The sequence below is a fragment of the Staphylococcus caprae genome, assembly GCF_002902725.1.
Taxonomy (GTDB): domain Bacteria; phylum Bacillota; class Bacilli; order Staphylococcales; family Staphylococcaceae; genus Staphylococcus; species Staphylococcus caprae.
This window is the reverse complement of record NZ_PPRT01000007.1, coordinates 61,139-87,060: the sequence shown is the minus strand read 5'-3', so window position 1 is coordinate 87,060 and position 25,922 is coordinate 61,139. Positions and strand designations below refer to the sequence as shown.

24 protein-coding genes are annotated in these 25,922 nt (G+C 33.0%); 4 read left to right on the top strand and 20 right to left on the bottom strand.

Annotated features, from left to right (window positions below):
• Positions 1 to 463: 463 nt before the first annotated feature.
• From salA to CD155_RS01745, 7 genes are all read right to left on the bottom strand, one after another.
• Positions 464 to 1,528, bottom strand: coding sequence for an iron-sulfur carrier protein/transcriptional regulator SalA (gene salA / locus CD155_RS01775; RefSeq protein WP_070830368.1), 1,065 nt, complete (start codon positions 1,526 to 1,528; stop codon positions 464 to 466).
• 149 nt (positions 1,529 to 1,677) lie between these two features.
• Entirely contained in the window at positions 1,678 to 3,120 is a 1,443-nt protein-coding gene (locus tag CD155_RS01770; RefSeq protein ID WP_002443637.1) for an MDR family MFS transporter, read from the bottom strand.
• Positions 3,121 to 3,202: 82 nt separating this feature from the next.
• Entirely contained in the window at positions 3,203 to 3,670 is a 468-nt protein-coding gene (locus CD155_RS01765) for a SepA family multidrug efflux transporter (RefSeq protein WP_002443640.1), read from the bottom strand.
• A 120-nt stretch (positions 3,671 to 3,790) separates the two neighbouring features.
• Positions 3,791 to 5,131: a multidrug efflux MFS transporter SdrM gene (sdrM, locus tag CD155_RS01760; protein ID WP_103212344.1), complete on the bottom strand. Its 1,341-nt coding sequence runs from the start codon at positions 5,129 to 5,131 to the stop codon at positions 3,791 to 3,793.
• Positions 5,132 to 5,276: 145 nt separating this feature from the next.
• Entirely contained in the window at positions 5,277 to 5,960 is a 684-nt protein-coding gene (gene trhA, locus CD155_RS01755; RefSeq protein ID WP_002443645.1) for a PAQR family membrane homeostasis protein TrhA, read from the bottom strand.
• Positions 5,961 to 5,978: 18 nt separating this feature from the next.
• A complete protein-coding gene (locus tag CD155_RS01750; protein WP_103212343.1) occupies positions 5,979 to 7,166 on the bottom strand; it encodes a UTP--glucose-1-phosphate uridylyltransferase in 1,188 nt (395 codons plus the stop codon).
• A 57-nt stretch (positions 7,167 to 7,223) separates the two neighbouring features.
• A complete protein-coding gene (locus CD155_RS01745; RefSeq protein WP_002443650.1) occupies positions 7,224 to 7,739 on the bottom strand; it encodes a metal-dependent hydrolase in 516 nt (171 codons plus the stop codon).
• Positions 7,740 to 7,921: 182 nt separating this feature from the next.
• Here CD155_RS01745 and CD155_RS01740 point away from each other — a divergent pair, with 182 nt between their 5' ends.
• Both CD155_RS01740 and CD155_RS01735 read left to right on the top strand, forming a co-directional pair.
• Positions 7,922 to 8,182 (top strand): SunI/YnzG family protein, encoded by a 261-nt coding sequence (locus CD155_RS01740; protein ID WP_037541582.1) that lies wholly within the window; start codon positions 7,922 to 7,924, stop codon positions 8,180 to 8,182.
• A gap of 179 nt (positions 8,183 to 8,361) precedes the next feature.
• Entirely contained in the window at positions 8,362 to 8,673 is a 312-nt protein-coding gene (locus tag CD155_RS01735; RefSeq protein ID WP_002443653.1) for a heme oxygenase, read from the top strand.
• Between the two features lie 52 nt (positions 8,674 to 8,725).
• On the opposite strand, the gene CD155_RS01730 is transcribed toward CD155_RS01735, so the two are convergent.
• The 7 genes from CD155_RS01730 to CD155_RS01700 form a co-directional block, all read right to left on the bottom strand.
• Positions 8,726 to 10,099 carry a YjiH family protein gene (locus CD155_RS01730; RefSeq protein WP_103212342.1) on the bottom strand — a complete coding sequence of 458 codons (1,374 nt, stop codon included), beginning with the start codon at positions 10,097 to 10,099 and terminating at the stop codon, positions 8,726 to 8,728.
• A gap of 230 nt (positions 10,100 to 10,329) precedes the next feature.
• Entirely contained in the window at positions 10,330 to 11,298 is a 969-nt protein-coding gene (locus tag CD155_RS01725) for a FecCD family ABC transporter permease (protein WP_002443657.1), read from the bottom strand.
• Positions 11,295 to 12,326 carry a FecCD family ABC transporter permease gene (locus CD155_RS01720; RefSeq protein ID WP_002443659.1) on the bottom strand — a complete coding sequence of 344 codons (1,032 nt, stop codon included), beginning with the start codon at positions 12,324 to 12,326 and terminating at the stop codon, positions 11,295 to 11,297. Before CD155_RS01720 ends, CD155_RS01725 begins: the two co-directional genes overlap by 4 nt.
• 11 nt (positions 12,327 to 12,337) lie before the next feature.
• Positions 12,338 to 13,336, bottom strand: a complete 999-nt coding sequence (locus tag CD155_RS01715) for an ABC transporter substrate-binding protein (protein ID WP_002443661.1) — start codon at positions 13,334 to 13,336, stop codon at positions 12,338 to 12,340.
• 395 nt (positions 13,337 to 13,731) lie between these two features.
• Positions 13,732 to 14,793 (bottom strand): alanine/ornithine racemase family PLP-dependent enzyme, encoded by a 1,062-nt coding sequence (locus CD155_RS01710; protein WP_103212341.1) that lies wholly within the window; start codon positions 14,791 to 14,793, stop codon positions 13,732 to 13,734.
• Positions 14,794 to 14,796: 3 nt separating this feature from the next.
• On the bottom strand, positions 14,797 to 16,554 hold the full coding sequence (locus CD155_RS01705) for an IucA/IucC family protein (RefSeq protein WP_070830362.1): 1,758 nt from the start codon (positions 16,552 to 16,554) through the stop codon (positions 14,797 to 14,799).
• Positions 16,544 to 17,725 carry an MFS transporter gene (locus CD155_RS01700; RefSeq protein WP_103212340.1) on the bottom strand — a complete coding sequence of 394 codons (1,182 nt, stop codon included), beginning with the start codon at positions 17,723 to 17,725 and terminating at the stop codon, positions 16,544 to 16,546. Before CD155_RS01700 ends, CD155_RS01705 begins: the two co-directional genes overlap by 11 nt.
• Before the next feature lie 103 nt (positions 17,726 to 17,828).
• Here CD155_RS01700 and CD155_RS01695 point away from each other — a divergent pair, with 103 nt between their 5' ends.
• Positions 17,829 to 19,775, top strand: a complete 1,947-nt coding sequence (locus CD155_RS01695; protein ID WP_103212339.1) for an IucA/IucC family protein — start codon at positions 17,829 to 17,831, stop codon at positions 19,773 to 19,775.
• A 115-nt stretch (positions 19,776 to 19,890) separates the two neighbouring features.
• Here CD155_RS01695 and CD155_RS01690 read toward each other — a convergent pair whose 3' ends face one another.
• The 5 genes from CD155_RS01690 to CD155_RS01670 all read right to left on the bottom strand — a co-directional run bounded on the left by CD155_RS01690 (position 19,891) and on the right by CD155_RS01670 (position 23,816).
• Positions 19,891 to 20,400, bottom strand: a complete 510-nt coding sequence (locus CD155_RS01690; protein WP_002443670.1) for an Asp23/Gls24 family envelope stress response protein — start codon at positions 20,398 to 20,400, stop codon at positions 19,891 to 19,893.
• A 64-nt stretch (positions 20,401 to 20,464) separates the two neighbouring features.
• Positions 20,465 to 20,704 (bottom strand): DUF2273 domain-containing protein, encoded by a 240-nt coding sequence (locus CD155_RS01685; RefSeq protein WP_002443674.1) that lies wholly within the window; start codon positions 20,702 to 20,704, stop codon positions 20,465 to 20,467.
• A gap of 12 nt (positions 20,705 to 20,716) precedes the next feature.
• A complete protein-coding gene (gene amaP / locus CD155_RS01680; protein WP_103212338.1) occupies positions 20,717 to 21,253 on the bottom strand; it encodes an alkaline shock response membrane anchor protein AmaP in 537 nt (178 codons plus the stop codon).
• 454 nt (positions 21,254 to 21,707) lie between these two features.
• A complete protein-coding gene (locus CD155_RS01675) occupies positions 21,708 to 22,724 on the bottom strand; it encodes a zinc-binding alcohol dehydrogenase family protein (RefSeq protein ID WP_103212337.1) in 1,017 nt (338 codons plus the stop codon).
• 87 nt (positions 22,725 to 22,811) lie between these two features.
• Entirely contained in the window at positions 22,812 to 23,816 is a 1,005-nt protein-coding gene (locus tag CD155_RS01670; protein WP_103212336.1) for an NADP-dependent oxidoreductase, read from the bottom strand.
• Between the two features lie 145 nt (positions 23,817 to 23,961).
• On the opposite strand from CD155_RS01670, the gene CD155_RS01665 reads away from it, so the two are divergent.
• Complete coding sequence (locus tag CD155_RS01665; RefSeq protein WP_103212335.1) at positions 23,962 to 24,951, top strand: LLM class flavin-dependent oxidoreductase; 990 nt, start codon at positions 23,962 to 23,964, stop codon at positions 24,949 to 24,951.
• A 71-nt stretch (positions 24,952 to 25,022) separates the two neighbouring features.
• Here CD155_RS01665 and CD155_RS01660 read toward each other — a convergent pair whose 3' ends face one another.
• Complete coding sequence (locus tag CD155_RS01660; RefSeq protein WP_370444536.1) at positions 25,023 to 25,895, bottom strand: alpha/beta hydrolase; 873 nt, start codon at positions 25,893 to 25,895, stop codon at positions 25,023 to 25,025.
• Positions 25,896 to 25,922 lie beyond the last annotated feature (27 nt).

Below are 25,922 nucleotides of genomic sequence, written 5' to 3'. Positions count from 1 at the left end.
ATTAGCTCATAAATACTAAATAGTTTGTAACTTTCGTTACTGTTTGTTTGGAATTAACGTTGACATATTGTCATTCAGTTTTCAATGTTCATTTGAATAAAATCAATCTTTTCTATCATATCTTTTCTATCATATCTTTTTTATAAACAAAAGTCAATGACTTATCAAGATTACTTTATTTATTTTAAAGTGTTTTAATTACCTTTGCAAGGGTAAGTTTTACACTCGCTTAACAATTGAAATAAACACTTTACAATCGCTTTTCAGCGACTTTTTTATAATATCAATTTTATGTTTTTAAGTCAACAATTAAATTGCATTATTTTTTAAATTTTGTGAGTGTCGTTTTCGTAGCTCACAAAGAAATATTCTACCATGATTTCTAAAATTTGCAATAGAAAAATCATACAAAAACAAAATTCGTCTTTGTATGATTTAATAAAGCTCTTTTAAAATTGTTTATTTATTTTTGAGTGCTAGCAATGACCTTTCTAGCAATAGATGTATAAATCTCACCTAAGCGATCATCAGGTTGATAAATAGATGGTGAAAAGTCCTTTGGGTTCCATGTTGGTTGTTCTAATGGTAATTCTCCAAACAACTGAGTATCTAACTCATCAGCGAGTTTAGTTCCCCCACCTTTACCAAATACATATTCTTTATTTCCAGTTTCTTTACTTTCAAAGTAACTCATATTTTCGATAACGCCTAAAATTGAGTGGTCTGTATGTTTTGCCATAGCTCCAGCTCTAGCTGCAACGAATGCTGCTGTAGGATGAGGTGTCGTTACAATAATTTCTTTACTAGATGGCAACATAGAATGAACATCTAATGCAACGTCTCCAGTACCTGGTGGTAAATCAAGTAAGAGATAATCTAAATCTCCCCATTGTACTTCTGTAAAGAAGTTTGTCAACATTTTACCTAGCATAGGCCCTCTCCAAATAACTGGGGCATTTTCCTCAACAAAGAATGCCATTGAGATAACTTTAACACCATGACGTTCTACTGGAATGATTTCTTTACCATCTACGCCAGGTCTTTCATCAATACCCATCATATCTGGAACACTAAAACCATATATATCAGCATCTACAAGTCCGACTTTTTTACCCTCTCTTGCTAAGGCTACAGCTAAATTTACTGCTATGGTTGATTTACCAACGCCACCTTTACCTGATGCAATTGAGATAAATTCAACTGGATTATTTTGAGAAAGAAGTCCTTCAATTGTTTTTGGTTTTTCAGTTCCCTTACCACGGTATTTCTCAACTGTTTCAGGTGGTAACTCTTCGAAACGGATACCAACTGTATTTGCACCATTTTCTTTTAAAGCTTTTACAATTGCCATTTGTAAATCTAATTGTGGTTGGCCACCTAATTGAGCCATTGCAACTTTAACACTTACGTGCTCTATCTCTTCTTTGATGGTTACGTTAACAATTCCATCAGTTTCTTTTAAAGGTACATCAATAATTGGATCCTTTAACGCACCTACTATCTCTTCAACTTGATTTACCGTTAACAAAGTAAATCCCCCTTAATCAATGTTAATTTATCTACATAATAACAAAAGTTATTCATTTACGTAGTTCATCTGTTTAAGTATAAGGCTTTTTTAATGATAAAAAAAGAAGTTAGCCTACATAATTAAGTAAACTAACTCGATAAATATATTTATACTTCTCTAATATTTTGAGATTTTCTATTCGGCTCTTTGATAAATAAGGCTAAAATAAAGGCAATAACAACAAAACCAGTTACTAATGCAAATGAAACATCAACACCAGCAGCGACCGTTTGTCTTTGCAATAATTCTTTACTAGCGTGTGCTGATGATGAAGGTCCTAGCCATTTTGCACCTATACTCATAAATGTAACCATTAAAGCTGTACCAAGTGAACCTGACATAACACGTCCAAAGTTCATTATAGCAGTACCATGTGAGATATTTTTATTTTCTAAGGCGTTAATACCTGTAGTATTAATAGGCATCATTAGTAATGAAACTGCGAACATTCGGATCGCATATATAATGATGAGATACGTATATGAAGTATCTGCTTTTAGGAAACAAAGCAACAGCGTACAAATAGTAAGTAATGTAAATCCTGCAAATATCAGAGGTCTCGGTCCATATTTATCATAAAATCTTCCTGTAAATACTGACATGATACCGTTAATAATAGCGCCTGGCATAATAACTAAACCGGATAGTAATGCAGATAAACCTAATGCATTTTGAACATACAATGGAATTAGTAAAGCAGGGCCGACCATTGAAAGCATGACAATCATAGAAGTAATTGTACTGAAACAGAAGATTTTACTTTTAAATACTTTAAGATTAAGTAACGGGTTAGCAATCGTTATTTGTCTTCTTATAAAGATTAAAATAATCACGATACTAATCACGAGTGAGCCAATAACAATCGGATTTGAAAATCCTAAATTACCGGCGCTACTGAAAGCATACAACATTAATCCAAAACCAATTGTTGAATATATAACCGATGGCTTATCTAACTTTGTATCTTTCGTTTCGTTGTAACTTGAAATAGAAACTAATCCAAATATAAATGCAATTAGAGCAATTCCAACAATAATGATAAATGGAACTCTCCAACTTGCATTATCGATGATAAGTCCTGTGAAAGTAGGTCCAATCGCAGGAGCGAATTGTATGACCAATCCAGCTAGCCCCATGGCGAAACCACGATGTTCTTTTGAAAATAATGTAAATAACGTGAATTGCATTAATGGCATGAGCACACCAGCACCTATCGCTTGTATGACTCTTGCAGTCATTAATACACCGAAATTAGGAGCAATAGCAGCTATAATTGAACCTAATAAAAACGTCCCCATCGCTCCAAGATATAGTGGTTTAGTTTTTATTCTGTCCATTAAATAAGCAGTCAAAGGAATCATGACACCATTTACCAGCATGAAACCTGTTATTAACCATTGCGATGTATTTTCGTTAATTTTTAATTCACGCATAATATGAGGTAAGGCAGTATTTAATAATGTTTGATTTAATATTGCAACGAATGCACTAATTAACATCACTGCCACTATTAAATTACGTCTATGTTTGGGTAATTTTATAGTGTCCATAGATAATTACTCCTTCTTGTTTGATAACAGTTTTTTATTTAACCAAAATTAAGATCTCGAATCAATCTAATTGCTTATTTGATTATTTTTTATTATTTAAATTTTTACTTTCCGGATAGAAGATTTCCTTACAGACAAATAAAAATCCTATGATTATCATAATTACCCAAAATTGAATATTTATATATACATAATGGATATGAACGATGAAATAAAACATGATAGTTGTGACTATAAATGAAATGAGATGATAAGTGATACCTTGAAAGTATGGGTTGTTTGGCAATTTTTTCTTAAAATAGTCCATTAAATGTTCAATCGCAAATAGCGTAAAATATCCAAAAATAATATAGCTACCGTAATAAAATAAATTATCGTAAAAGCCTTTATTATATTCAAAGTATCCTAAATGAAAGAATATTAAAATTCTACTCAAACCATATAAACCAAAACCTAAAAAAGTTAAGAAAATTGCCCCTGACAGTACAAAGATAGCGAGAACAATAAGTGTTACTGCTAAATTATAAAATTTATTTTTAAACGACTTCACTTTAATTGTCCCCCCTCCTTAATCAATACATATTTATAGTATCACGTATACCCAACCTTATAAAATTTAAAAAACGCCCACACACATCGTAGACGTTTTTAATGTTTATTCAATTAGGATTTAAGTATTTGATAATTCATCATTTCTATAAAGGAATGTCCATATAAGCGCAAGGCATATCGAAATAACAGAAACTAAACCTAATACATTGTGTAAGTCTGAACCAAATAATCCTGCTTTCAAAGCATACATATATCCCACAATTGTTGATCCAACTGAAGAACCTAAATTTTTAGTTAATGCATAGAATGACATCATCTTTTTCATATTTTTTGGTGAACTCTCTTCTTGGACGATAACGCTATCTTTAGTATATACAAATCCAAAACTGAGTCCCGCAAAAATAACTGCAAAAGCGATTAAAAGTGGTACTTTCAAACCGAATATGATAACAATGCTACATATTAACAGTATTGTGAATGCACTTATATATAAGGCTTTTCTAGTAAAATGCGCTTCAATTTTAGCTAAATTAAAGTTCAGTGTAATCCATGCCACGGATAATGGAAATATAACCAATCCACTTTGTAATGGAGACAAGCCTAATTTTTCTTGTAAATAGACTGGTATATAGAGATTGTACCCCATTAATGACATAGCGATAAATAAATCAGTAATAAATGCAAGAACGATTGATTTATTAAATTCTGCAACTGGTAAAAATGGATTTTCAGTTTTCTTTTCCATTTTAAATAATAAAATCATAACAATCATCGCTAATATAATAGAGATAATGTTTAATGAAATGTGGCCTTGATTTAAAAGACCGAACATAAGTAATGCTATAAAGATATAGAAAACTGATAGTCCCTTTACATCAAAATTAGTTTTATTGACATTTTCTTCATCTGGAAAATGAAAAGTAATGAGCACTAAAATGATAGCAATAATAGCAATTGGTATATTGATGAAGAATAACCAATGCCATGTAGCAAATTCTAAAATTGCTCCTCCTAATAAAGGACCTACAATACTTGAAATCCCCCAAACACTACCGACGATTCCCATTATTTTATATCTGAGAGGTATTTCAAACGCTAATTTAGGGACAATTTGAGATAGTGACATCATTACCCCAGCACCAAAACCTTGGATTACTCTTGAAATAATTAAGAAGGTAAATGTTTCACTTAATCCCGACATCAAGCTTCCTATTGCGAATAAAGCCACTCCTGTAACTGCAATGTAAATAATTCTAAATCGCGACAATAATTCCCCAACAATTGGGTTAGCAACAACTAAAGCTATAAAATATACTGTAAATACTAACGAAACTAAATTTCCAGCATGTAAATTGTTTTTAATTGTTGGTAATGCTAAAGAAATAATGGACGTTTCGATTGCAGCCATAAACATAATTAGTATGAGTGCAGTGACTGTAATTATAGATTTTAATTTCATTTTAGTTTACCTCCCTTTCTATGAGTTGTATCGAACCTTTAAAATATTAATACGTTATATCGATTAACACAATCGTGCATTAGTATTATTTTAAATCGTTAAAAAACAAAACGGCAGAGTAATATAAACTCTACCGCTAACATTCTTAAATGAAATATAAAATACCTACCATATGTAATAATGAAGCTATAACGATAAATATATGCCATATCATATGGAAATAAGGTCTATTCTTTTGAGCATAAAACCATGCGCCAATGGTATATGAAAGACCACCAAGAAATATAAATAAAATAAATAGCCAAGACGTTCGTATAATGATGATTGGTAAAAATATAATACCAATCCATCCCATCACTAAATATACAATTAGGCTTAATTTATGATTCACTTTTGTAGCTATAGATTTATATAATATTCCCCAAAGCGTAGTTCCCCATAATAGAATCGTTACCAACCAACCTATCCAACCGCCTACGACAGTTAGCAACACAGGTGTATAGGTCCCAGATATCGCCACATATATCATGCTATGATCAATAATACGTAAAATATACTTATGTGCCGTATGATTTTGCATCGAATGATACACTGTTGATGAGATAAACATCATAAATATACTAATTATATAAATAGATACACTTACAGACTCCAATGTGCCACCATTATTAAAGCTGTGCACCGCTGCATAAGGTAATATAAATAACGTCAGTAATGCTGCAGCACCATGAGATGCTGCATTACCAATTTCTTCCCCAAACGTTAAAGGAATGATGTCCTTAAATGTTTCAACAACAGATTCGTTTTTATGCTTAGATGATTGAGACATCTATTCCACCGTCCTTATTTAAATCAATCCCATTCTCTTTAAATCTTCAGTAGCTGTTTCTACACTATCTTTGCCTTCTTTATTTTTAAGTGGTGAGAACTCTTCTTCTCTAGGTACTTGTAAAGTAATGAAACTTGTTCCATATTTAAATATATCAAAATAGAACAACTCAAATTTTAATGTAGGTCGTTCTACTACTCCAAAATCCTCATCCAATTGCTTTAATTTTTTGATAGCCAAGTGATATGGTAATTCTCTATCTACCGCACTTTTAATAAATGCTAATTTAAAGGCATGAATACCTATGTTAGCATTGTCAAAATCATTTGCTACTTCAGGATTTAACTCAGAATACTCGAGAACAGTGTCTTTGCAATCGATGTTAACTAATCTACCTACACTTTCTCCTTCACGGGGTTGTATGGTCTTCGAAGTAACATCTCTGTTATTGCTAACAGTATATCCAGCGAATAATGGATCTAAGACTTTAACTAGTACATTATCTATATTGTTTAAGAATATATACTGAACATGATCTTTCTCCATTTTATCTAAATAACCTGCATCTTTAAGCGATTTAAAGACGCCTCCGTTACCATTTGGCGTTTCCATAATATGACCATCTCTATCTAATACAAGCTTTCCATCTTCTCCTAAAGCGACCATGTTTGCTTGTTTGAAAAAGTGTATATGATTCGCATCATATTCAAAATAATTATGCTGTTTGAAGTATTCCAAAGTTTCTTCATGGTTAATATCGCTTGTCATTATATACCAATTGATAGTGTGACCTGTTTGTTCCTTTAAGTTAATTAACTGACGTGCCTGTAGTTCAAATAAACTTACCCCTTCTATTTCAAATGAACCTTTAGGCCCCTTATAGCCTAAACGCGTCCCTTGGCCTCCAGCCATTAAGAGTACAGCGAATTCGCCATTTCTAATTGCTTCATAACCTTTTTGTTCATATGTATATCGTTCTTCATCTGTTAATTTGGATTTCACTTCATATTTAACTTCAGAAACTGAAGAAACATCTTCAATAGATTGTCTATTCACATATAAATCTTGATATAAATTTTGAATCGATTCTAAATCAAGCTGTTTTACCTTATTATCTAAAGATTCTTTCTCATTATTACTCATCAATTTCTCATATTCATACAAATGCTCTTGGTTATATTTTTCCAATCGATTTTTGTCTAACATGATTACGCTCCTTATGTACTAATAATTCTATGTTCTTCATTCCATATTTTATTTAATTTAGAAAAAATGGCTTACCCACTGATGCGTTAATTCGTTAACAAAGGGTTGAAATAAAACGTAGATAGCTCCAAAGCTCAAAGCAGTAGCTAAAGATAAATCTACTAAACCACCTGTCTTAAAATGTATCGGTGATACTATATTAAATGGTAACGGGTAAAATAATTTCACACCTCTAGGAGTTAATATATCTAGTATAACATGTGATATCATTCCAATAACAATCGCAACCATATAATACATGGGAGTATGAATTAAGTACAGTAAAAAGCCAACTAAAGCTATGAATACTAGAGAATGTGTAAATGTCCTATGTCCAAATAAAAGTCGAATGATAAAACTTAAAATTTTAAAACGTCTACCAATTTTACTTTTAGTATGGCAAATATCTGGTAATAAGCTTGCAATCGTGGATAGAACTATTGTGGTAATCGAAGTAAATAAATCTGTATGAAAGTATTGTGTTGTGAGGGCTCCTACTAGAAAGCCACAAGATGCATGTGTTTTACCTGTCATTGAACGTCTCCTTCTTTATTAATCATATCACATTCACCCAACGAATGCGAACATACTTTCGCTATATTATATTCAAATCATTAGTATGACATAATTTATTTAAAAGTATCACACAAATGCTTGAAAACGATTTCAATATCATTTATGATAAATGTACAAATTATTTAAAGGATGTGTTTTTAATGGCAATGACAGTAAAGAAAAACGATAATGAAGTACGTATTCAATGGAGAGTTGCAGATATTAAAATCCCAAATAATGAAATTAAAAATATTTCTCAAGACCAAGACATCCATGCCGTTCCAGACGAAAATGGTAAAGAAATTTCACGTATTGGATCTACATTTGGGAAAACAAATCGCGTAATTATCGATACTGATGACCATAAATACATTATTTATACTCAAAACGATCAAAAAGTTTATAATGAACTTACAAAATAATAAAGTACATAAAATATGATATGGCAATGAGCTGTCGACAAGGTCAAACTTTGTTGGCAGCTTTTATTAGTTATAGAAAAATTCCGATAGTAAATAAAATTTTCAAAATCTTTAAAAATTGATAATCTCAAATATACATATTATATTTAAAGTAGCATTTAATTGGAGGTATCAGAGCTATGTTCGTTGTGACTAACAGAATCACTGTAAAAAAAGGTTTTGCTGAAAAAATGGCACCTAGATTTACTAAAGGTGGACAAATTCAATCATTACAAGGATTTAATGGAATTGAAGTTTGGCAAATTGCTAGAGATGATTATAGTGAGGACATGTATGTTAATACTTGGTGGGAAACTGAAGCAGACTTTAAGAACTGGGTAAACAGTGATGCTTTTAAAGAAGCACATAAAAATACTGGAAAATCAGAAGATTCTCCAGTAATTAAAAGCGAAATTGTAAAAGCGAATGTCTTATCTAAACTAGATAAATAAAAACGATTTAAAGATGGCCATCGAATGGAATTGAAACGATGTGTCATCTTTTTTATTTAATAAACAAGTGTGCTAATAATGCAATAATAGGAAGCGTAATTAAAGTACGAATTAAGAAGATCATAAATAGCTTTCCTATGCTAACCGGGATTTTTGATCCTAGTATAACGCCACCTACTTCTGATAAGTATATTAATTGAGATATACTTAATGCGCCAATAACAAAGCGTGTAATGTCACTCTGAACACCTTCAATGAGAATAGATGGTAAAAACATATCCGCGAAACCAATTAAAATCGTTTGAGACGCATGTGAGGCTTCAGGTATTTGTAGTAACTCTAAAAATGGCACAAATGGCTTCCCTACTATTTCAAAAATAGGTGTATAATTCGCAATGATTGTAGCTATTGTTCCGATACTCATAACTACTGGTAAGATGACAAACCACATATCAACAACTGTTTTAAAACCAGAAATAAAGAAATCTTTGAATCCAGGTGCTTTAATGCCAACTTCTGTTGCCATATCAAAACCATGTCCTAACGCTGTTTTTCCTTCAGGTAATTGTTCTGTTCTAGCTTCTTTAGAAACATCTTTGGCATATTCGTCAGGAATATTTTTTAGTGGCCATATTCTAGGCATAATCATTGCTGCAATTAAACAAGATATAATGACTGTGATATAAAAATAAAAGAATTGATCTTGCATTTTTATAGTTGAAGCAATGACAATTGCAAAAGTGATAGAAACCACACTGAATGTAGTTGAAATAACAGTTGCTTCTCTTCTCGAATAGAACCCCTCTTCATATTGTCTGCTGGTAATGAGTAGTCCTACTGTCCCATCTCCGATAAATGAAGCAAGATTGTCTACTGTAGATCGACCAGGCAATGTAAATAATGGTCTCATCACTGGTCTAAATACTGGTCCTAGTAATTCTAATAAACCATATTCCATTAATAATGGTAAAAATAAAGCCGCAAATAAAAATACAGCGACTAATGTTGGTAGCAAACTAGAAAAAACGAGTCCTCCAGTATCTTCTGAATAAATCATCTTTGGACCCACTTTCAAATAAGTAAGCCACACAAATATCACTGCTAAAACTCTTAATATTAACCATCCTATTTTAACGTTAAATGCATTATACATTAAACCTTGCGGATTCAATTTATTTTTAAAAATTGTAGAACATAAAATAGTTAAAATACCAGAAACTGTGATAATTAAAACTATGAGTGGTGACATCACGCCACCTATCCAATCTTTAAGACAATTAGCTAAAAATGCTACAGGTAATGTTGTTTGTTTCTCTCCATCTTGAACAACAGGTATAGGAATTAAAAATAAAATAATTCCTAAGATAGACATTGTTATAAATTTTATTCTTCCTTTAATGATCTCACTTTGGGTGTGTTCTTTCATTACTTTCAATCCATTTCTTTCTATTTATATTAAACTTGAATTTATCAAGATAAGTGCATTTGTTAATGATTATATATGCAAAATTATGAATAAATACGTATAATTACTATACGCTATTCTTCCATTTTTCGCAATCATCAAATTTAAAAAAAGACCGATTTCAACGTATTATAAATTGAAATCGGCCTTGTTATACCCTTGAGCTCACCCATTTATAATTAATGAATAATTTATTTCATTCTACGTAATAAGAATAAGAAATATGGTGCTCCAATAACTGCAATAACCACACCCACTGGAATATCGAGTGGTGGTTGAATTCCCCTAGCTAAGCCATCACCAAGTGTTAATAATATGGCACCTATTAACCCTGACATGATGATGACATGTAAATTCTTATGACCCACAAGTTGTCTAGCGATATGAGGAGCAATAAGTCCCAAGAAACTGATACCTCCGACTACTGCAATTGAAGCTCCAGCTAACATAACAGCTAAGATAAGAAGTATCATTTTTAAGAATTGCACACGTGCACCGAGTGCAGTGGCTACGTTGTCACCTAAGTTTAAAATGTCCAACTGATAACCAAGTAGAAGTACTAAAGGTACAGTAATTATAAACCAAGGTAGCACGCTGAAAAAGTTAGAGATATTATGTCCATATAAACTACCCGTTAACCAAATTAATGCATTGTTAGCATCCATTGGATTACGAATAAGTAGAAACTGAACGATAGCTGTACAAATTGCCCCTATCGCTAAACCTATTAATGCAAGCTTCGAACCTTTAACATCAAATTTAGATATTAGGAAAGATAGAATTAAACTGATAATTAAAGCGCCTGCAAATGATCCTAAAGGTAAAACAAAGAGAGGAGCTGATGGAAAAATCATAATAATGATAACAGCAGCAAGACTTGCCCCTTTTGTAATACCAATCACGTCTGGTGAAGCAAGTGGGTTTCTGATAACACCTTGAATAACCGCACCTGAAATAGCTAAACTACTACCTATCACTAATCCCAATAATGTTCTAGGGATACGGTATTCATTTAAAATAAAATCATCTTGTGTAAATAAACCAGCAATTGCATGAATAGGGTCAATCATGACAGAACCTATACATAAACTGAATAAAGTACTCACTAATAAAATTAAAATTACAATACCGTAACGTATACTATTTCTTCCTTTTATCATACGCGATTCACCCCTCTAACTGTAATAAATAAGAAGTAAAAGGCGCCGACAAATGATGTCACAATACCTACTGGTGATTCAAATGGATATGTGATTAATCGACATAATACATCTGAGATTAATAATAAATCTGCACCAAAAATAAATGTTAGAGGAATCATAACTAAGTAATTTTTACTTACATAGCGTTTAACGATATGAGGAACGATTAAACCAACAAATCCTATAGGTCCTGCAATTGAAACAGACATACCTGCTAAGACAATGACTAATAAACCGATAATCATTCTTACGATATGTGTTCGTTGACCTAACCCTCTAGCTATATCGTCACCGAGCTCCATAATTGTAAGTTGACGTCCCATGAAAATGGTCACAATCACAGCAATTGCTAAACATGGGACAATCATCATGATTTGACTCCACTTAATACCAGCTAAAGATCCTACTAACCAAAACATCACTGTATCGTTAGAGTCCTCATTTAAAATGATAATTCCTTGGGTCATACTACTAAAAAATAGATGAATAGCCATACCTGCAAGTGCAAGTTTAACGGGTGTAATAGCTTTTGTAGAACCCGAGAGCGTATAAACAGTAAAACCACCGAAAAAGGCACCAATAATAGCTAAGATAGTTGAATATGAGCCTAAAGCTGGAATTAAAACTGTTATTAAGACAATGACAAACGAAGCTCCTGCGTTTACACCAAATATCTGTGGAGAGGCCAGTGGATTTTTAGTAATTGCTTGCATAAGTAAACCTGCTATCCCCAAAGCGCCACCTATGACTAATCCTGCAAGCATTCGAGGCATACGTACGTTGTGTATTAAGAATGTTTGCTCTGTTCCGATGTGTCCTGTGAAATAACTTAAAATATCATGAAATTGTATTTTCGAAGAACCAATCGCTAAATTCAAATAGATTGAAATAAAAAGAAGGCACACACCCACAATATAAGTGAGTGTAGTGCGCTTTCTCTTTTTTTGTTCAATAGCGGATTGACTATCTTTATAACCTATAGTCATTGATTTCCACCTTACTTGTTATCTTTTTTAGAATCTTTCTTAGATAATTCTACAAGTTCTTTTGCCATTTCTTCAGATGAGATTAAACCACGTGATCTAGCCCATAAGTCACGGTCTAAAACGTCAACGCGATCTTTTTTAACAGCATCTAATTTTTTCCAAACTGCATCTTTTTCTAATTCTTTTAATGATGGTTCATTTGGACTTGCTTTGTCAGTCATAATAAACATACGTTCTGGGTTAACTTTAGATAATGTTTCTGTGTTCATTTGTAAGTAAGGTCCTTTAAGATACTTACTTAAGCCTTTAGTTACGTCATCAGTTAATGCTTCTTTGAATCCAAGTTGACTTAAGAATTGACCTACATAAGAATTACTTGGATGTGCTAATAAACCAGATTTAGAAGCAACTGCAGGTAATACTTTCTCATCTTTGTTCATTGTAATTTCTTTTTTATATTTCTCGATTTTTTTCTCGTGTTCGTCTAGGCGTTTTTTACCTTCATCTTCTTTACCTAATGCTTTAGAAATCGTTTTGAAAGCATCGATGTTTTCATTATAGTTACCATCGAAACTTTTCAGTTCAATTGTAGGAGCAATTTTATTTAAATCTTTATAAATGCCTTTATGTCTATTACTATCTGCAATAATTAAATCCGGTTTAAGTTTACTAATTTCCTCTAAGTTAGGTTGTTTACGAGCACCTACTGAAGTATAGTTCCCAATTTTATCTCTTAATGGTTTAATAATACGTTCTTTCTTCTTATCATCTGCAACACCAACTGGTTTAACATCTAATGCAGCTAATGCATCAACGAATGAATATTCAAGAACAACAACACGTTTAGGGTGTTTAGGGACTTTTGTTTTCCCTTCTTCATGCTTGATTTCAACACCATCTTTAGATGCTGATTTATTATTTGAGTCATTAGAACCATTGCTTCCACATGCAGCAACAAGAACTAAAACTAGCATTAAGCCAATAACACTAAAAAATTTGAGACCTCTCATAGTTCCACTCCTTAATATGTATATGCTTACATTAATAGTTTATTGATAACGATTATCATTGTCAACATTTTATTGTATAATTTTGTGAATAAATTTTACTCATTACTATTTAAATCAAATGTCTCTTTAACTTCTTATTGAGATTAATCTGTATATAACTCAATATAATTCTTAAATTAAATAACTATTTAATAAAAAAGGCTGGGACCTTTAACGTTTATGCTCTGGGAAACCGATTAACAGCGTCCCAAAAACAGGATTTTCAGCAATAACACTCACAATTCGACAAAATTTGAGAAACAATTTTGCTCATTGCTCGGTTCTGCTCAAATCCTAAACACTTTTGTCCCAACCTCTTGATTCATATAATAACGTTAGTCTAATTGAAAATCGTATTATGATTTCACATAAACTGGTGTATGGAAATTTTCAATTAGTGTTTGAATCTTTGAATCATAAATATAACTTTTGGTTAAGTTTTTCATATACATACTTTGAGAGACTGCTTCGTAGTTCAAACTAAATTGAATTCTATCACCGATTTGGTAATGATCTTGATTGTTTAAATCAATCATTAAATGGTCACTTGAAGCACCAATAATTTTAATATCATTAGCAATTGGTTTAATCCCCTCGATAAATGTATCTAAATATCCAATATCAACTATTGCTTGTAAATAGGATTGGTGTGCGAGTTGATTAATCCGTGGTTTAATTTCAATAATTTCCGCTTCTAACACAATTGCATCTTGATATAAACTAGCAATCGGTTCATTTGTTGTCGTGTCCACACCTCTAAATAATGCTTCTCCTATTCTTAATTCATTAATTTTTCCTAAATCATTATACATTGTTTGTGGAAGCATACTTGAATTACCACCAGAAATAATTTTAAATCTGTAACCCATTTCTTTTTCAACTGCGCTCACAAATTTATTTATCATAAATACATCGTTTTCTTCTGGTGCAGCAGACTTAAAGCACATAAAGTTAAATGCAACACCTACAAGTTGTATATGATTTAAATTCATAATTTCTTTAATGAAATCAAGCGTATCATATGTTAAGACACCTTCACGACCATCTTTCCAATCAATCATCAACATAATTTGATGTTTCACATTAAGTTTTTTAGCAATCGTATTAAGTTTCTTAATTGTATGTAATTCAGTTTGAATGCTCATTTTAACTTTTGAAACCATTGCTTCAAACTCAGATTCTGTTGTGGGGCGTAATAGAGTAAACGTAACATCTAAATCTTTTAATCGTTCAATATTATCAAGTCTAGATTCAGCAAAGTGTGTAATACCTAAAGATTGAATTGTTGAAACAATACGTTCATCTCCGGCAACACATTTCACTACAGGGGTAAAATGAATCTGTTTACGCTCAAGTATAGTTTGAAGTACTTTGGCATTATATTTAATTTTAGATAAATTAACGTTGATTCTCGCCATGTACTACACCTCTTTTTTTATAGGATTATCTAATTCTGTATTCAAATATTTCTTTACTTTATTTTCCATTCTCATACTCAATAACGCTTTAACTGTTATTGTGGGTCCGAATAATACTTTCCTTAAAATGTCGGCATGTGCTTTGTCATCGTCAATAGCTATTTCAATCTCTTCACGTACAATATCGAAAAGCTCTTTTTCTACCACATCTTCATATTGATTAAAATGGTGAATTAATTCCGCAAGCTGATTTTGAACGACGGCATGTTGAAATTTCGCAATGACCTCTTCAATTGATTGCGCTAATAAGCTTTCATTAGTCACTTCTATGTTATCTATTTTTTGTTGCAATGTTGTTAAATCTATACGAGAGCCACCTAAGTCACGCACTAAAAATTTCATTTGATAATTAGGTCCCAGATTCACTATCGTGTTTTGCATATGAGCTTCAAGAGCTATTCCATAATCTTGAATATATGCAATCAAAGGTTGTACTAATGTTTGTGTGTAAGTCGCAATGAAATATTTAATATGATCGATGGTTACGTCATTTTCTAACCATTCTAAATAACTATCAACAATGGCTTTATGATCGATTGGATTAGGGTTAACCAAACTAGCAGTAACAACTGTTGTGCCATTTTCAAATATAACGGGTTTCTGACGAATAATGCATGCGAGTTGTCTAGCTAAATCAGGTTCGACGTCTGCATAAGCGCCAAATGGTTCCATTGCAACTTGAAGCCCTGGATATTGATCTAGCAAGCCTTGTAAAGCATAACTTAACTTAGGGCCGTCGACAGTCGTAACTGTAGAGACCGTTCTAACTGCACTCGTTGCTTGAACATTTACAGGTAGTTTCACGTGGTAAGGTTTATGGATTAAATCCATTGTTCTAAATGACAATGTCGCTTTAGATTCTAATGTAAATGGGGTAGGTATCAGAATCTTATCTGCAATCCATTGTTTAAATTTTTCACCAATTGTGTGCTCGTATTGCCACGGATGTACAATCATTACCCGATAGTCATCTATATCTAAATTGAGTGGTTCTAAAAATGTACTCAATTGACTACGATACTCTGGGATGACTTTATTTAATATATATTGTGCATCATTCTCCATAGATGTTGTGACGATATGGTTCTTTTCTATCAGCATGATATTTAGAGGGATGACCTTTTCAAATTCGGGAGCGTACGCTTTTAATTCATTCGTTGTCAAAGGCAGTTTCGTCTTTGTTAAAGGATGGGTAGGATGTCCTTCAACAATTAAACTTTCAGAGTAACTTAAATCATCGGCAATGCCATTTTCTTGTAAATGTTGTAGCCAAGAGATGAAATTTAAAGATTCAGGTAATCTGGCAAATTTCATACTCTGATGTATCAGTGATTGTCTATTATTAAAATGTTTGTACGTTTCAATAAAGCTATCCCTACTATGAATCAATTCTTCATACAACCGCTCTGAAATTTCTATATCAAAGTCTTGCGTTAATGTTTCAAGTAAATCTTCTAAACTTTCTATCGGTTGAGATACATGACCACAGCTATAAATAACATCCCCACTGAACACATATCTTTCCATGGCGCTTTTTCGCTCTACATGAACTGATAAAATTTTACCGTGATATTGAAGTTCAACATGATGGCTTGTTTCTGTCATTGTCATACCATCTGGAGAAATACGCTCTTTGATTATTGCGTTCATGATTCTATATTGTATATTTTTGTCTGCTAAAAGCCATTCATTACGCTCCATTGTTACTTTCCTCCACCTTCGAAATGCGTTGTATTAAGTAGAAAATGACTGAGATACTGACAGTTGCAATACCCATAATGAGGAATGTTGTTAATATTCCAAAGACATCTGCAAAGAAGCTCATTACTAAACTTCCAAGAGGTATCATACCGCGATCCATCATAATGATACTTAATACCTTCCCTCTCTCATAGTCTTTAACACTATGTTGAAAATAAACTCTATTGGTAGTTCTTGCCCATTGGCTAAATAGTCCTATTAAAGTAATACATATGAACATGATAACCAAATTGTGTATAACGACGCCTAGTAAAGCAAGTCCAAATAGTAATGAACTTAAGTAATACATTTTTACTGAACTTAAATGGTTTAAGATCGTCGGTAGTACTACTGTTGCGACGATACCACCAATAGCACAGAACGTCATCGCTATACCAAATACTTCTGATTTTCCTGGAAAAATATGATTCGTTAGCACGGGTAATACTGTTGTATATGAAAATCCTGTCGCCATGATTAATAGTGAGGTAATAAATATCTTACTTCCTTCTAAGTTTCGTTTAAAATAATTCATGACTACTCTTAAAGAAAATTCTTTATCTTCAACATTATTTGATACAACTTTAAAGTGAATCGGTATACAAAATGCGACTGCAATTAAATAACATACTGCTTGCGCTAAGAATGTCGCTGGCGCATGGTAAGCTGCTAAGATGACACCTGCAATTGCTGGACCGATTGAACGACAAATATTTATAATAAATGAATGAAACGATACAGCTTGTGTAGTAGAAATCTTATCTGATAAATCAGGTAAGACAGCTTGTCTCACAGGTGTTTCAACGGCACTTAATATACCTCTTAAAGTCGCATACACGAGTATTACAGCGATTGGGATAGAATCAATAGTAAATGTTAAACCACATAATATTGCAGTGACGACAAACGATGATGAAATTGTTATTCTAAGTAAATTTCCTTTATCATATTTGTCAGCGATTGATCCGGCCCATACACTTAATAACAAAATTGGTACGAGTCGGCAAAAATTAACCAATCCTAAATAAACTGCGTTATGATATGTGGTAAGCACAAACCAGTTTAACCCTATTTGCCCAATCCAATTCCCCAAAAACAGAAGAAATGAACTGGAAAAGAAAAATTTTGCCATTTAATTTCCACCTGTCTTTTTAATTGATAATAATTATCATTATCATTAATATGGATTATACAAATCTTATTTATTTTTGTAAAATATTTTTTAGAGGTGAATTATGAATTTCAATCAATTTATTAATAAACAAGACATCGAGATGACCAAAGATGAGCAAAATGTTTTTCAGTTTTTACAACAATATGATGAACAATGGGCATCTATTTTCCAAGATAAATTATTAACGGGACGAGATAAAGTAACTCAACGTCTCGTAACTTCTATACATAGGGAAAATCTAGTCAACGGGAATGACAATAGTCAATTATTGAATCGCCATAAATTTGCTGGTTATGACGTGAATGTGACTGCTATTTTAGAAATTCATTTTCCTAAGTCAGATGTTTATTTATATGCACCGGTCACTGGACAGCATGCATTTAATCGTGTTGACGTGCAAGGTCCTTTCTATTACAAGCAAGGGAAACATAATGATGACTTCAACCGTATTCTACACCCGAATGTGGTCTTAGATTGGATCCTTACTGAAGCGCCTGAATTAGATAATGAAGCAAGCCAGCAATTTAGAGACGACCAAACAAATAGTGCTGCGAACATGACATTCGCGTTGAGCTATCAATATTTCAAAATGTGCGATGATAGAGCGCCACTTTATGACATTATTAAAAATCATCAAGACAGTTATCTTCGATCAGAACAAGCTGTCGTTGAAGGCCACCCATTACATCCAGGTGCCAAACTTCGTAAAGGTATGGATGCATTCGAAACATTTAAATATTCTTCTGAATTTGCACAACCTATAGAATTAAAAGTCGTTCTACTCCACCATTCTGTAAGCCGTGTTCAAGCTTTAAATGCAAATTACAATGATACGATGAAACATATGTTTTCAGATATTTATTCACATTTGGAAAAGGAATTCGACAACACAATCAATTTAGATGATTACAATCTGATGATTATGCATCCATGGCAATACGATCATGTCTTACACCAAGATTATATGGAAGAACTGAATCAACAACTTGTGATAGTAAGTGAATATTCCATTCCGTATTATGCCGGTTTATCATTCAGAACGTTAGTACCAGAGTTACCAAATGAAGCCCCTCACATCAAGTTATCTACCAATGTGCATATTACTGGTGAGATTCGTACATTATCTGAACAAACAACGCATAATGGCCCGTTAGTAACTCAAATTTTAAATGACATTCTGACAAAGGATACAACATTTAATCAATATGCCTCAAATGTCATTGACGAAGTTGCGGGTATCCACTTCTATAATCAAAACGATAATCCGTCAATACAAACTGATCGAAGTGAGCAATTAGGTACTTTATTTAGAAATAATTTTTATCGCTTTATCCCTGACAATGTTGTACCTGTCATTCCTTCAAGTTTAGTAGCAACCTATCCTTTCAATGATGAAAAGCCGATTGAAACGTTAATTAAAACGTATCAAGATGCTCGAGGTTACGAAACATTTGAAGATGCAGCACAATCATGGATGCGTGAGTATAGTAAAGCGATTTTAGGATTAGTCATTCCTCTATATTCTAAATATGGCATTTCTTTAGAAGCACATCTACAAAATTCTGTCGCAACATTTAATCATGATGGCTCATTAAATACCATGTATATTAGAGATTTTGAAGGCTTACGTATTGATGCTGAACAATTGAACCAAGCAGGCTACACAACTGATCATTTCCATGAGAAATCTCGAATTTTAACAAATTCTAAGACTTCTGTATTTAATAAAGCCTTCTATTCTACTGTACAGAATCATCTAGGTGAACTTGTGCTAACGATTGCTAAGTCTTCTAATTCTACTACCCTTGAAAATGAAATCTGGCAAGAGATGGCTACAACATTAAAAGAGATATTCAATGATATCATTGACTTATCTGAAGAACGTCGCACGGCGATTGAAGATATCATCTTCGCGCCAACTATTGATTATAAATGCGTTACAACGATGCGTTTAGAAGATGAAGCACATGAGTATACGTACATTAAAGTAAATAACCCGCTTCATTAAGTATTGATGAAATATGAAACATTAAAATAATTTGTGCATTTACACAACAACTTCATTTATATCAAAAAAAGCACTAGAGCGATTGCCCTAGTGCTTTATTACGTTTAAAGGTTAATTATTGTAAACCTTGTCTGTCGTGGTTGTTTTCTTTGTTGTCTTTTTCATTTTTTTGTTGCCATTCTTTTTTAGTCATAACATCGTCAACTTGCATATTGACTTCTACAACTTCTAAACCAGTGATATATTTCACTTGTTCTTTAACTAAGTCAGTTACTTTACGGAAGATTTTAGGTGCTGATTCACCATATTCTAAGATTACTTTTAAGTCTACAGCAGCTTGTTTTTCGCCAACTTCTACTGATACACCAGTTGTTACATTGTTTCCGCTTGAGAAAGCGTTAGTGACACTGTCAGCGAAACCGCCTTTCATGTCTAAGATACCTTTAACTTCGCGAGCTGCGATACCAGCAATTTTTTCAACTACTTCATCTGAGAAAGTTAATTTATTTTCGAATTGTGGTTCTTGGTTTTCTTGAGCATGTTTTTGTTGTTCTTCTCTTTCTTTTTCGTTTACTCCAGTTTGATTATCATATGCTTGTTTTGCTTTATTGTTATCTACTGCCATAATTCATTCTCCTTTATTTTAAATATTTAAAATTTGTTAATTGAAAATTTCTTAATTTTAAAAGCTAACTCCATCTATTCAAGAAATTCATAAAGTCTTGTGTACGGTCTTTCATATACCCGATTCCAATTCCAATTAAACACAAGACAATAATTAAAATCGTTTTCCAAAATCCAAGAGTTAGGAATAATATAGCTATAATTAAGAATGCTAGAAATCCAATAATACGCCATTTGAACGCTTTAAAGATATTAATCAATTGTTGCGTAGAGTCTTGTCCGTTTTGATTGTTATTATCAGCCATGATATCCCTCCCTTACAACACTCGTGGGCCAGATGTTTTCTGGTCACGTACATTAACTTCTAATTTTCGTACTGGAATTTCTGTAAAATGTTCAACATTATGTTTAATGTCAGAACGAATGCTTTCTGTTAACGATTTAACTTGTACATTATTTGGTACAAAGAAATCTGCTTTAATGTCGATAAATGATTTGTTTTTCTTGTTGTAAAGCTTACTTACAACATTAGGTTGTCTTACTTGATCATATTTAGTGATTGTATCGTATGCAGATTTTTCAACTGCTTTTCGTGATACATAAATATGACCATCGTCAAAGTCTTTATAAAGTCCAGGTTTGCGATACGTAGGTTTGAATATGCTTAGTACTAATATGAGACCAATCAATATTAGTAATCCAGCAAGCCCTATTAATAATGGTTGGAACCAATTGAATTGAAGGAAATAGTCTTGGTAACTTTTAATTCGACTATCCTTTATGTACATAAACAATAGGAATCCAACGATTGCGACTATTAATAGGCCGAGGATGAAATTCTTAAGTCTTTTCACCTCGCATGGCACCTCCTTTAGTCATTGTTGAATTTTGTTGTCATGTGAACTAAGTACCCTATAAATATTTTTTTAAAACATAAATAAAACATTTTTATATCTAATTTAAAAAATATTCAAAGAAGTACCACTTACATTGATTTATTCCCACTTTGTTTAAGTGAAAAACGTATATTTAGAAAAATTTGATAATTTTTTTCGTTTTTAGAATATAAAAAGAAATATTGTTATCAGCACATCCGAAGGAAAACGAAGTATTAAAGTAGAGATGGCTTATGGAAAACGGATTATAGAAATAGAGATAAAAAAGACTCTAAGACGGTTTTTATAATAATACAACCGCATAAAGTTAGATCTTGTGTACTACTTTAGTGCTTCTGTACATCATTAATAACCATCTTAGAGCTATTGATTTGGAGATTGTTATTCAGGTTTAGCTAGTTTCATTGTCATATTATTGATTGTCTACATTAATGACTAATTTACCTATCATCGTACTAGATTCTAAAATTTGATGTGCTTGGTAAAGTGTCTCAGTAGTTAAACCGTTGATAACCTTCGTAGTGGTATGACGATACTGTCCTTGTTCAACTTTTTCAGCAATATCTTTCAAATACTCATGATGTTTAATCATATCTGGCGTACGATTGACTGGTCGCGCAAACATAAATTCATGTGTAAATTTGACACTCTTTGGTTTGAGCAGATTTAAATCTTGCTTGTCATTAAATGCTACAATCGTTGCGATATGACCTAGTGGTTTGATTAATTCAATCATCTTTTCATAATATAAATCTGTATTGAATGTACAGAAAATGTAATCTACCTCATTGATGTCATGTTGTTCAAATTGAGCCTTTAAATCTTCTTTATGGTTTAACACAATATCTGCGCCCATGGACTTAGTCCATTCAATTGTTTCCGTTCTGGAAGCCGTGGTAATCACTTTCAAGCCATATTGCTTTGCGATTTGAGTCGCTATACTTCCTACGCCACCAGCCCCGTTAATGATGAGAAGAGATTTATCTTTATTCTCTTCAGGGTTATGTGAAATTTGAAAGACGTCAAATAGCGTTTCTGAAGCTGTGAGGCCTGTGAGTGGCAAACTTGCCGCTTGTTCAGGCGTAAGATTAGCTGGTGCTTTCGCTACTAATTCTTCCTCAATTAATTGATACGCTTCATTAGACCCATGTTGTGTGGGTGATCCGGAATAAAAGACATTATCTCCCGGTTCAAACATTGTGACATCTTCTCCAACTTGTTCGACGATACCTGCTGCATCAAATCCTAATATACGTGGCGGATGCTCGACTGGTAAGATACGTTGTTTCGTATCCACAGGATTGACACTCATACTTTGAATTTTGACGAGTAACTGCTTCCCTTTTGGCTCAGGAATATTAAGTTCTATTTCTTGAAATTGATTTCCATCTTCTAATTTAAATGGTGCGTTAAATCCAATTGCTTTCATGATTCCACCTCGATGTTCGTTCTATTAAATTAATTATAGCATTTTATTTAATTCACACTTTTGATTCTTTTTTTGAAAATGAAACGCTTAAACGTCAGCAACTTTAATTACTTGTTTACCGAAATTATCGCCAGTGAGTAGATTTCTAAATGCTTGTGGTACTTTATCGAAACCTTCTTCTACAGACACTTGTGTTTTAATTTTGTCTTCTTGAACCCATTGTGCGAGTTGTTCGCTAGCATTTTTAAAGTCATCAGCGAATTCTGCAACTAAGAATCCTCTCATCATCGCTTGTTTCTTAATAAGCGTACTTTGAATACGAGGGCCAATATCGTCTTCTGGATGGTTGTATGAAGAAATGGCACCACAAACAGGAATTCTTGCATGTGTATTTAAATGTTTGAATACTTCATCGCTAATTTTGCCGCCTACATTTTCATAATAGACATCAATACCGTCTGGAACTGCGTCTCTCAATGCTTGAGAGAAGTCATCTTTCTTATAATCTACGGCTGCGTCATAATTTAGTTCATCTGTAAGATAATTCACTTTCTTATCTCCACCAGCGATGCCGACAACTTTACAGCCTTTAATCTTAGCAATTTGACCTACCACTGAGCCTACCGCACCAGATGCGGCTGAAACAACAACGGTTTCACCTTCTTTAGGCTGACCAATATCTAATAAACCGTGATAGGCAGTTTGCCCTGGCATGCCGAGTACGCTTAAATATAAATCAAGTGGCACGTCTGTGGAAGGGACTTTGTCTATAGTTTCTGTAGATACGGTGTTGATTTTCTTCCAAGGAAGCATACCTACTACAATATCACTTTCACTGTAACCTTCAGCATTGGATTTAAGCACTTTGGATACGATGTGACCATTGAAAGGTTCGCCTTTTTTGAATGGCTCTACGTATGAGTCTGCATTCGTCATACGACCTCTCATATAAGGATCCACGGATATATATAATGTTTCTAATTGGACTTCATTATTTTCGGGTTCTGTCACATCAGTTTCTTCATATTTGAATGTATCATCTTGTGGCATTCCATCTGGAACTTTGTTAAATACGATTTGTTCATTTTTCATGGTATCACCCTTTTATTAAAATTAATTCTGTAAGTATCATACCTCGAACATGGTCATCGCAATCATAGAAAATCACTTGTATAATGAGGGCAAACGTTGAGAAATGACGTAATTCGTGAGGTAAGGGAGGTTTAATTTTCCTAAAATGAGATTGAGCCTATTAGACTATGTACCGATATTTGAAGATAGAAGCGCGCACGAAGCATTTCAGCACAGTGTAGAATTGGCACAACGCGCTGAACAACTAGGTTATATGAGATATTGGGTAGCTGAACACCATCAAGTACGTTCTGTGGCATCAAGTGCGCCAGAAATGGTCATGATGTCCCTATTAGAACAGACAAAGAAGATAAGAATCGGTAGCGGCGGTGTCATGTTACCGCATTATAGTCCTTACAAAGTGGCTGAACAATTTAAAATTATGGAGGCACGACATCCTAGACGCGTCGATATGGCAATTGGTCGTTCACCTAGTTTCAAAAATGTCAATGCAGCGTTAAATGAGAATAAAGAAGAAAAGCTAGACTTTGAGACACAATTAGATGATTTGAATAAATACTTTAGTGATAATATTGATGACGCACACCGCTTCAAGTCGTTATTAGCTACGCCGTTAATCCCTACTGCACCTGAGATGTATATCTTAGGTATGAGTGAACGTAGTGCTAAGTTAGCTGGCAGACGAGGTTTACCATTTGTTATTGCTCAAATGGGTCAATCATCAAAGTCTATTGATGAAGTGATAAAAGTATATAGGGATGAATATTCTGGCGATGCGAAACCATATGTGATATTGGCTACGTTTGTTGTAACTGCTGGAAACGATGAGAAAATAGAACACCTTTTAAGTGCTTTACAACTATGGTTATTACGTATTCACTATTTGGATCAACCTCATTTTTATCCATCTATTGAAACCGCTGAAAATCGAGTTTATAGCGATCGAGAAAGTGAAAAACTTGAGAAGAACAAACGTCGAATCATATACGGAACACCTCGTGAAGTCTCACGCGTGCTATTAGAGTTGAAACATCGCTATGGTGTTAATGAACTCATGATTTTACCTCATGTATATGGAGAAGACGCACGATTAGAATTGATTGAGTTATTAGCTCATGAATTGAATTTGGGATGATGATTTAAAATAAGCGCACTTATGTTTTAAAATTTGCGGCGGAAAACATAAGTGCGCTTCAATTGTGGGGGTTATCGGTTCCACAAGAACTGTATGATTTTGTTAGCAACGTCTTTATTTTCATGTAATTGACTATGTTGCGCCTTTTTGCCAGTATATTTAACTTCTTTATAAGATTTAGGGCTATCTCCTAATAAATATTTTAATGACTTGGATGAACTATTTGATACACGTTCATCTGAATGTGTGCCATCTTGAACATCTCCGTATATATTGAGAACATCTATTCCTTTGTTTTTGTATATATCTTTCAGTGATAGTAAATTTTTGTAGTCTTCGTTCATTTTACTTGGTTTGCCATTTTGATCTACACTAATTTCGTTTACTTTTTCATTTAAATGTAATACACCATTAAATGTCCCGGCAATATTGACTTGCTTTTGAAGTCGAGGTAATTGTTTATCACCGCCATAATTCTTCATATAATATGCAAATGACATGTTTCCCATTGAATGTGCTACAAAATTAAACTGTTTAATACCATACTGTGATTTTAATTGAGTTAAAACATTTTTAATCCATCTCGCATTTTCATTAAAATCACCATTCTGATTATTCTCAAATTCAACTTTTACGATAGGATTTTTACTATTTTTATCTAAGTGTCCATCAAATGTAACCTCTCCATTTTGTGCTACCTTTGCAGTTATCACATCTTTAGTAACACCTTTTTTAACTGCTTGATTAACCATAAATTTTTCAGAGTTCTCACTACCTCCGTATCCATGCATAAATAAAGTTACGACCTGATTTTGAGTATATTGGCTTACTTTAGAATGATTGTTTTGCTTTGTTTCACGATTGTTTAATGCCATCACTAATATTAATGTCATTACGGCAATCATTAAAAATACTATTGCTGTTAATTTTGACTTCATCATCATCCCTCATTTTTATCTAGTTCATATATT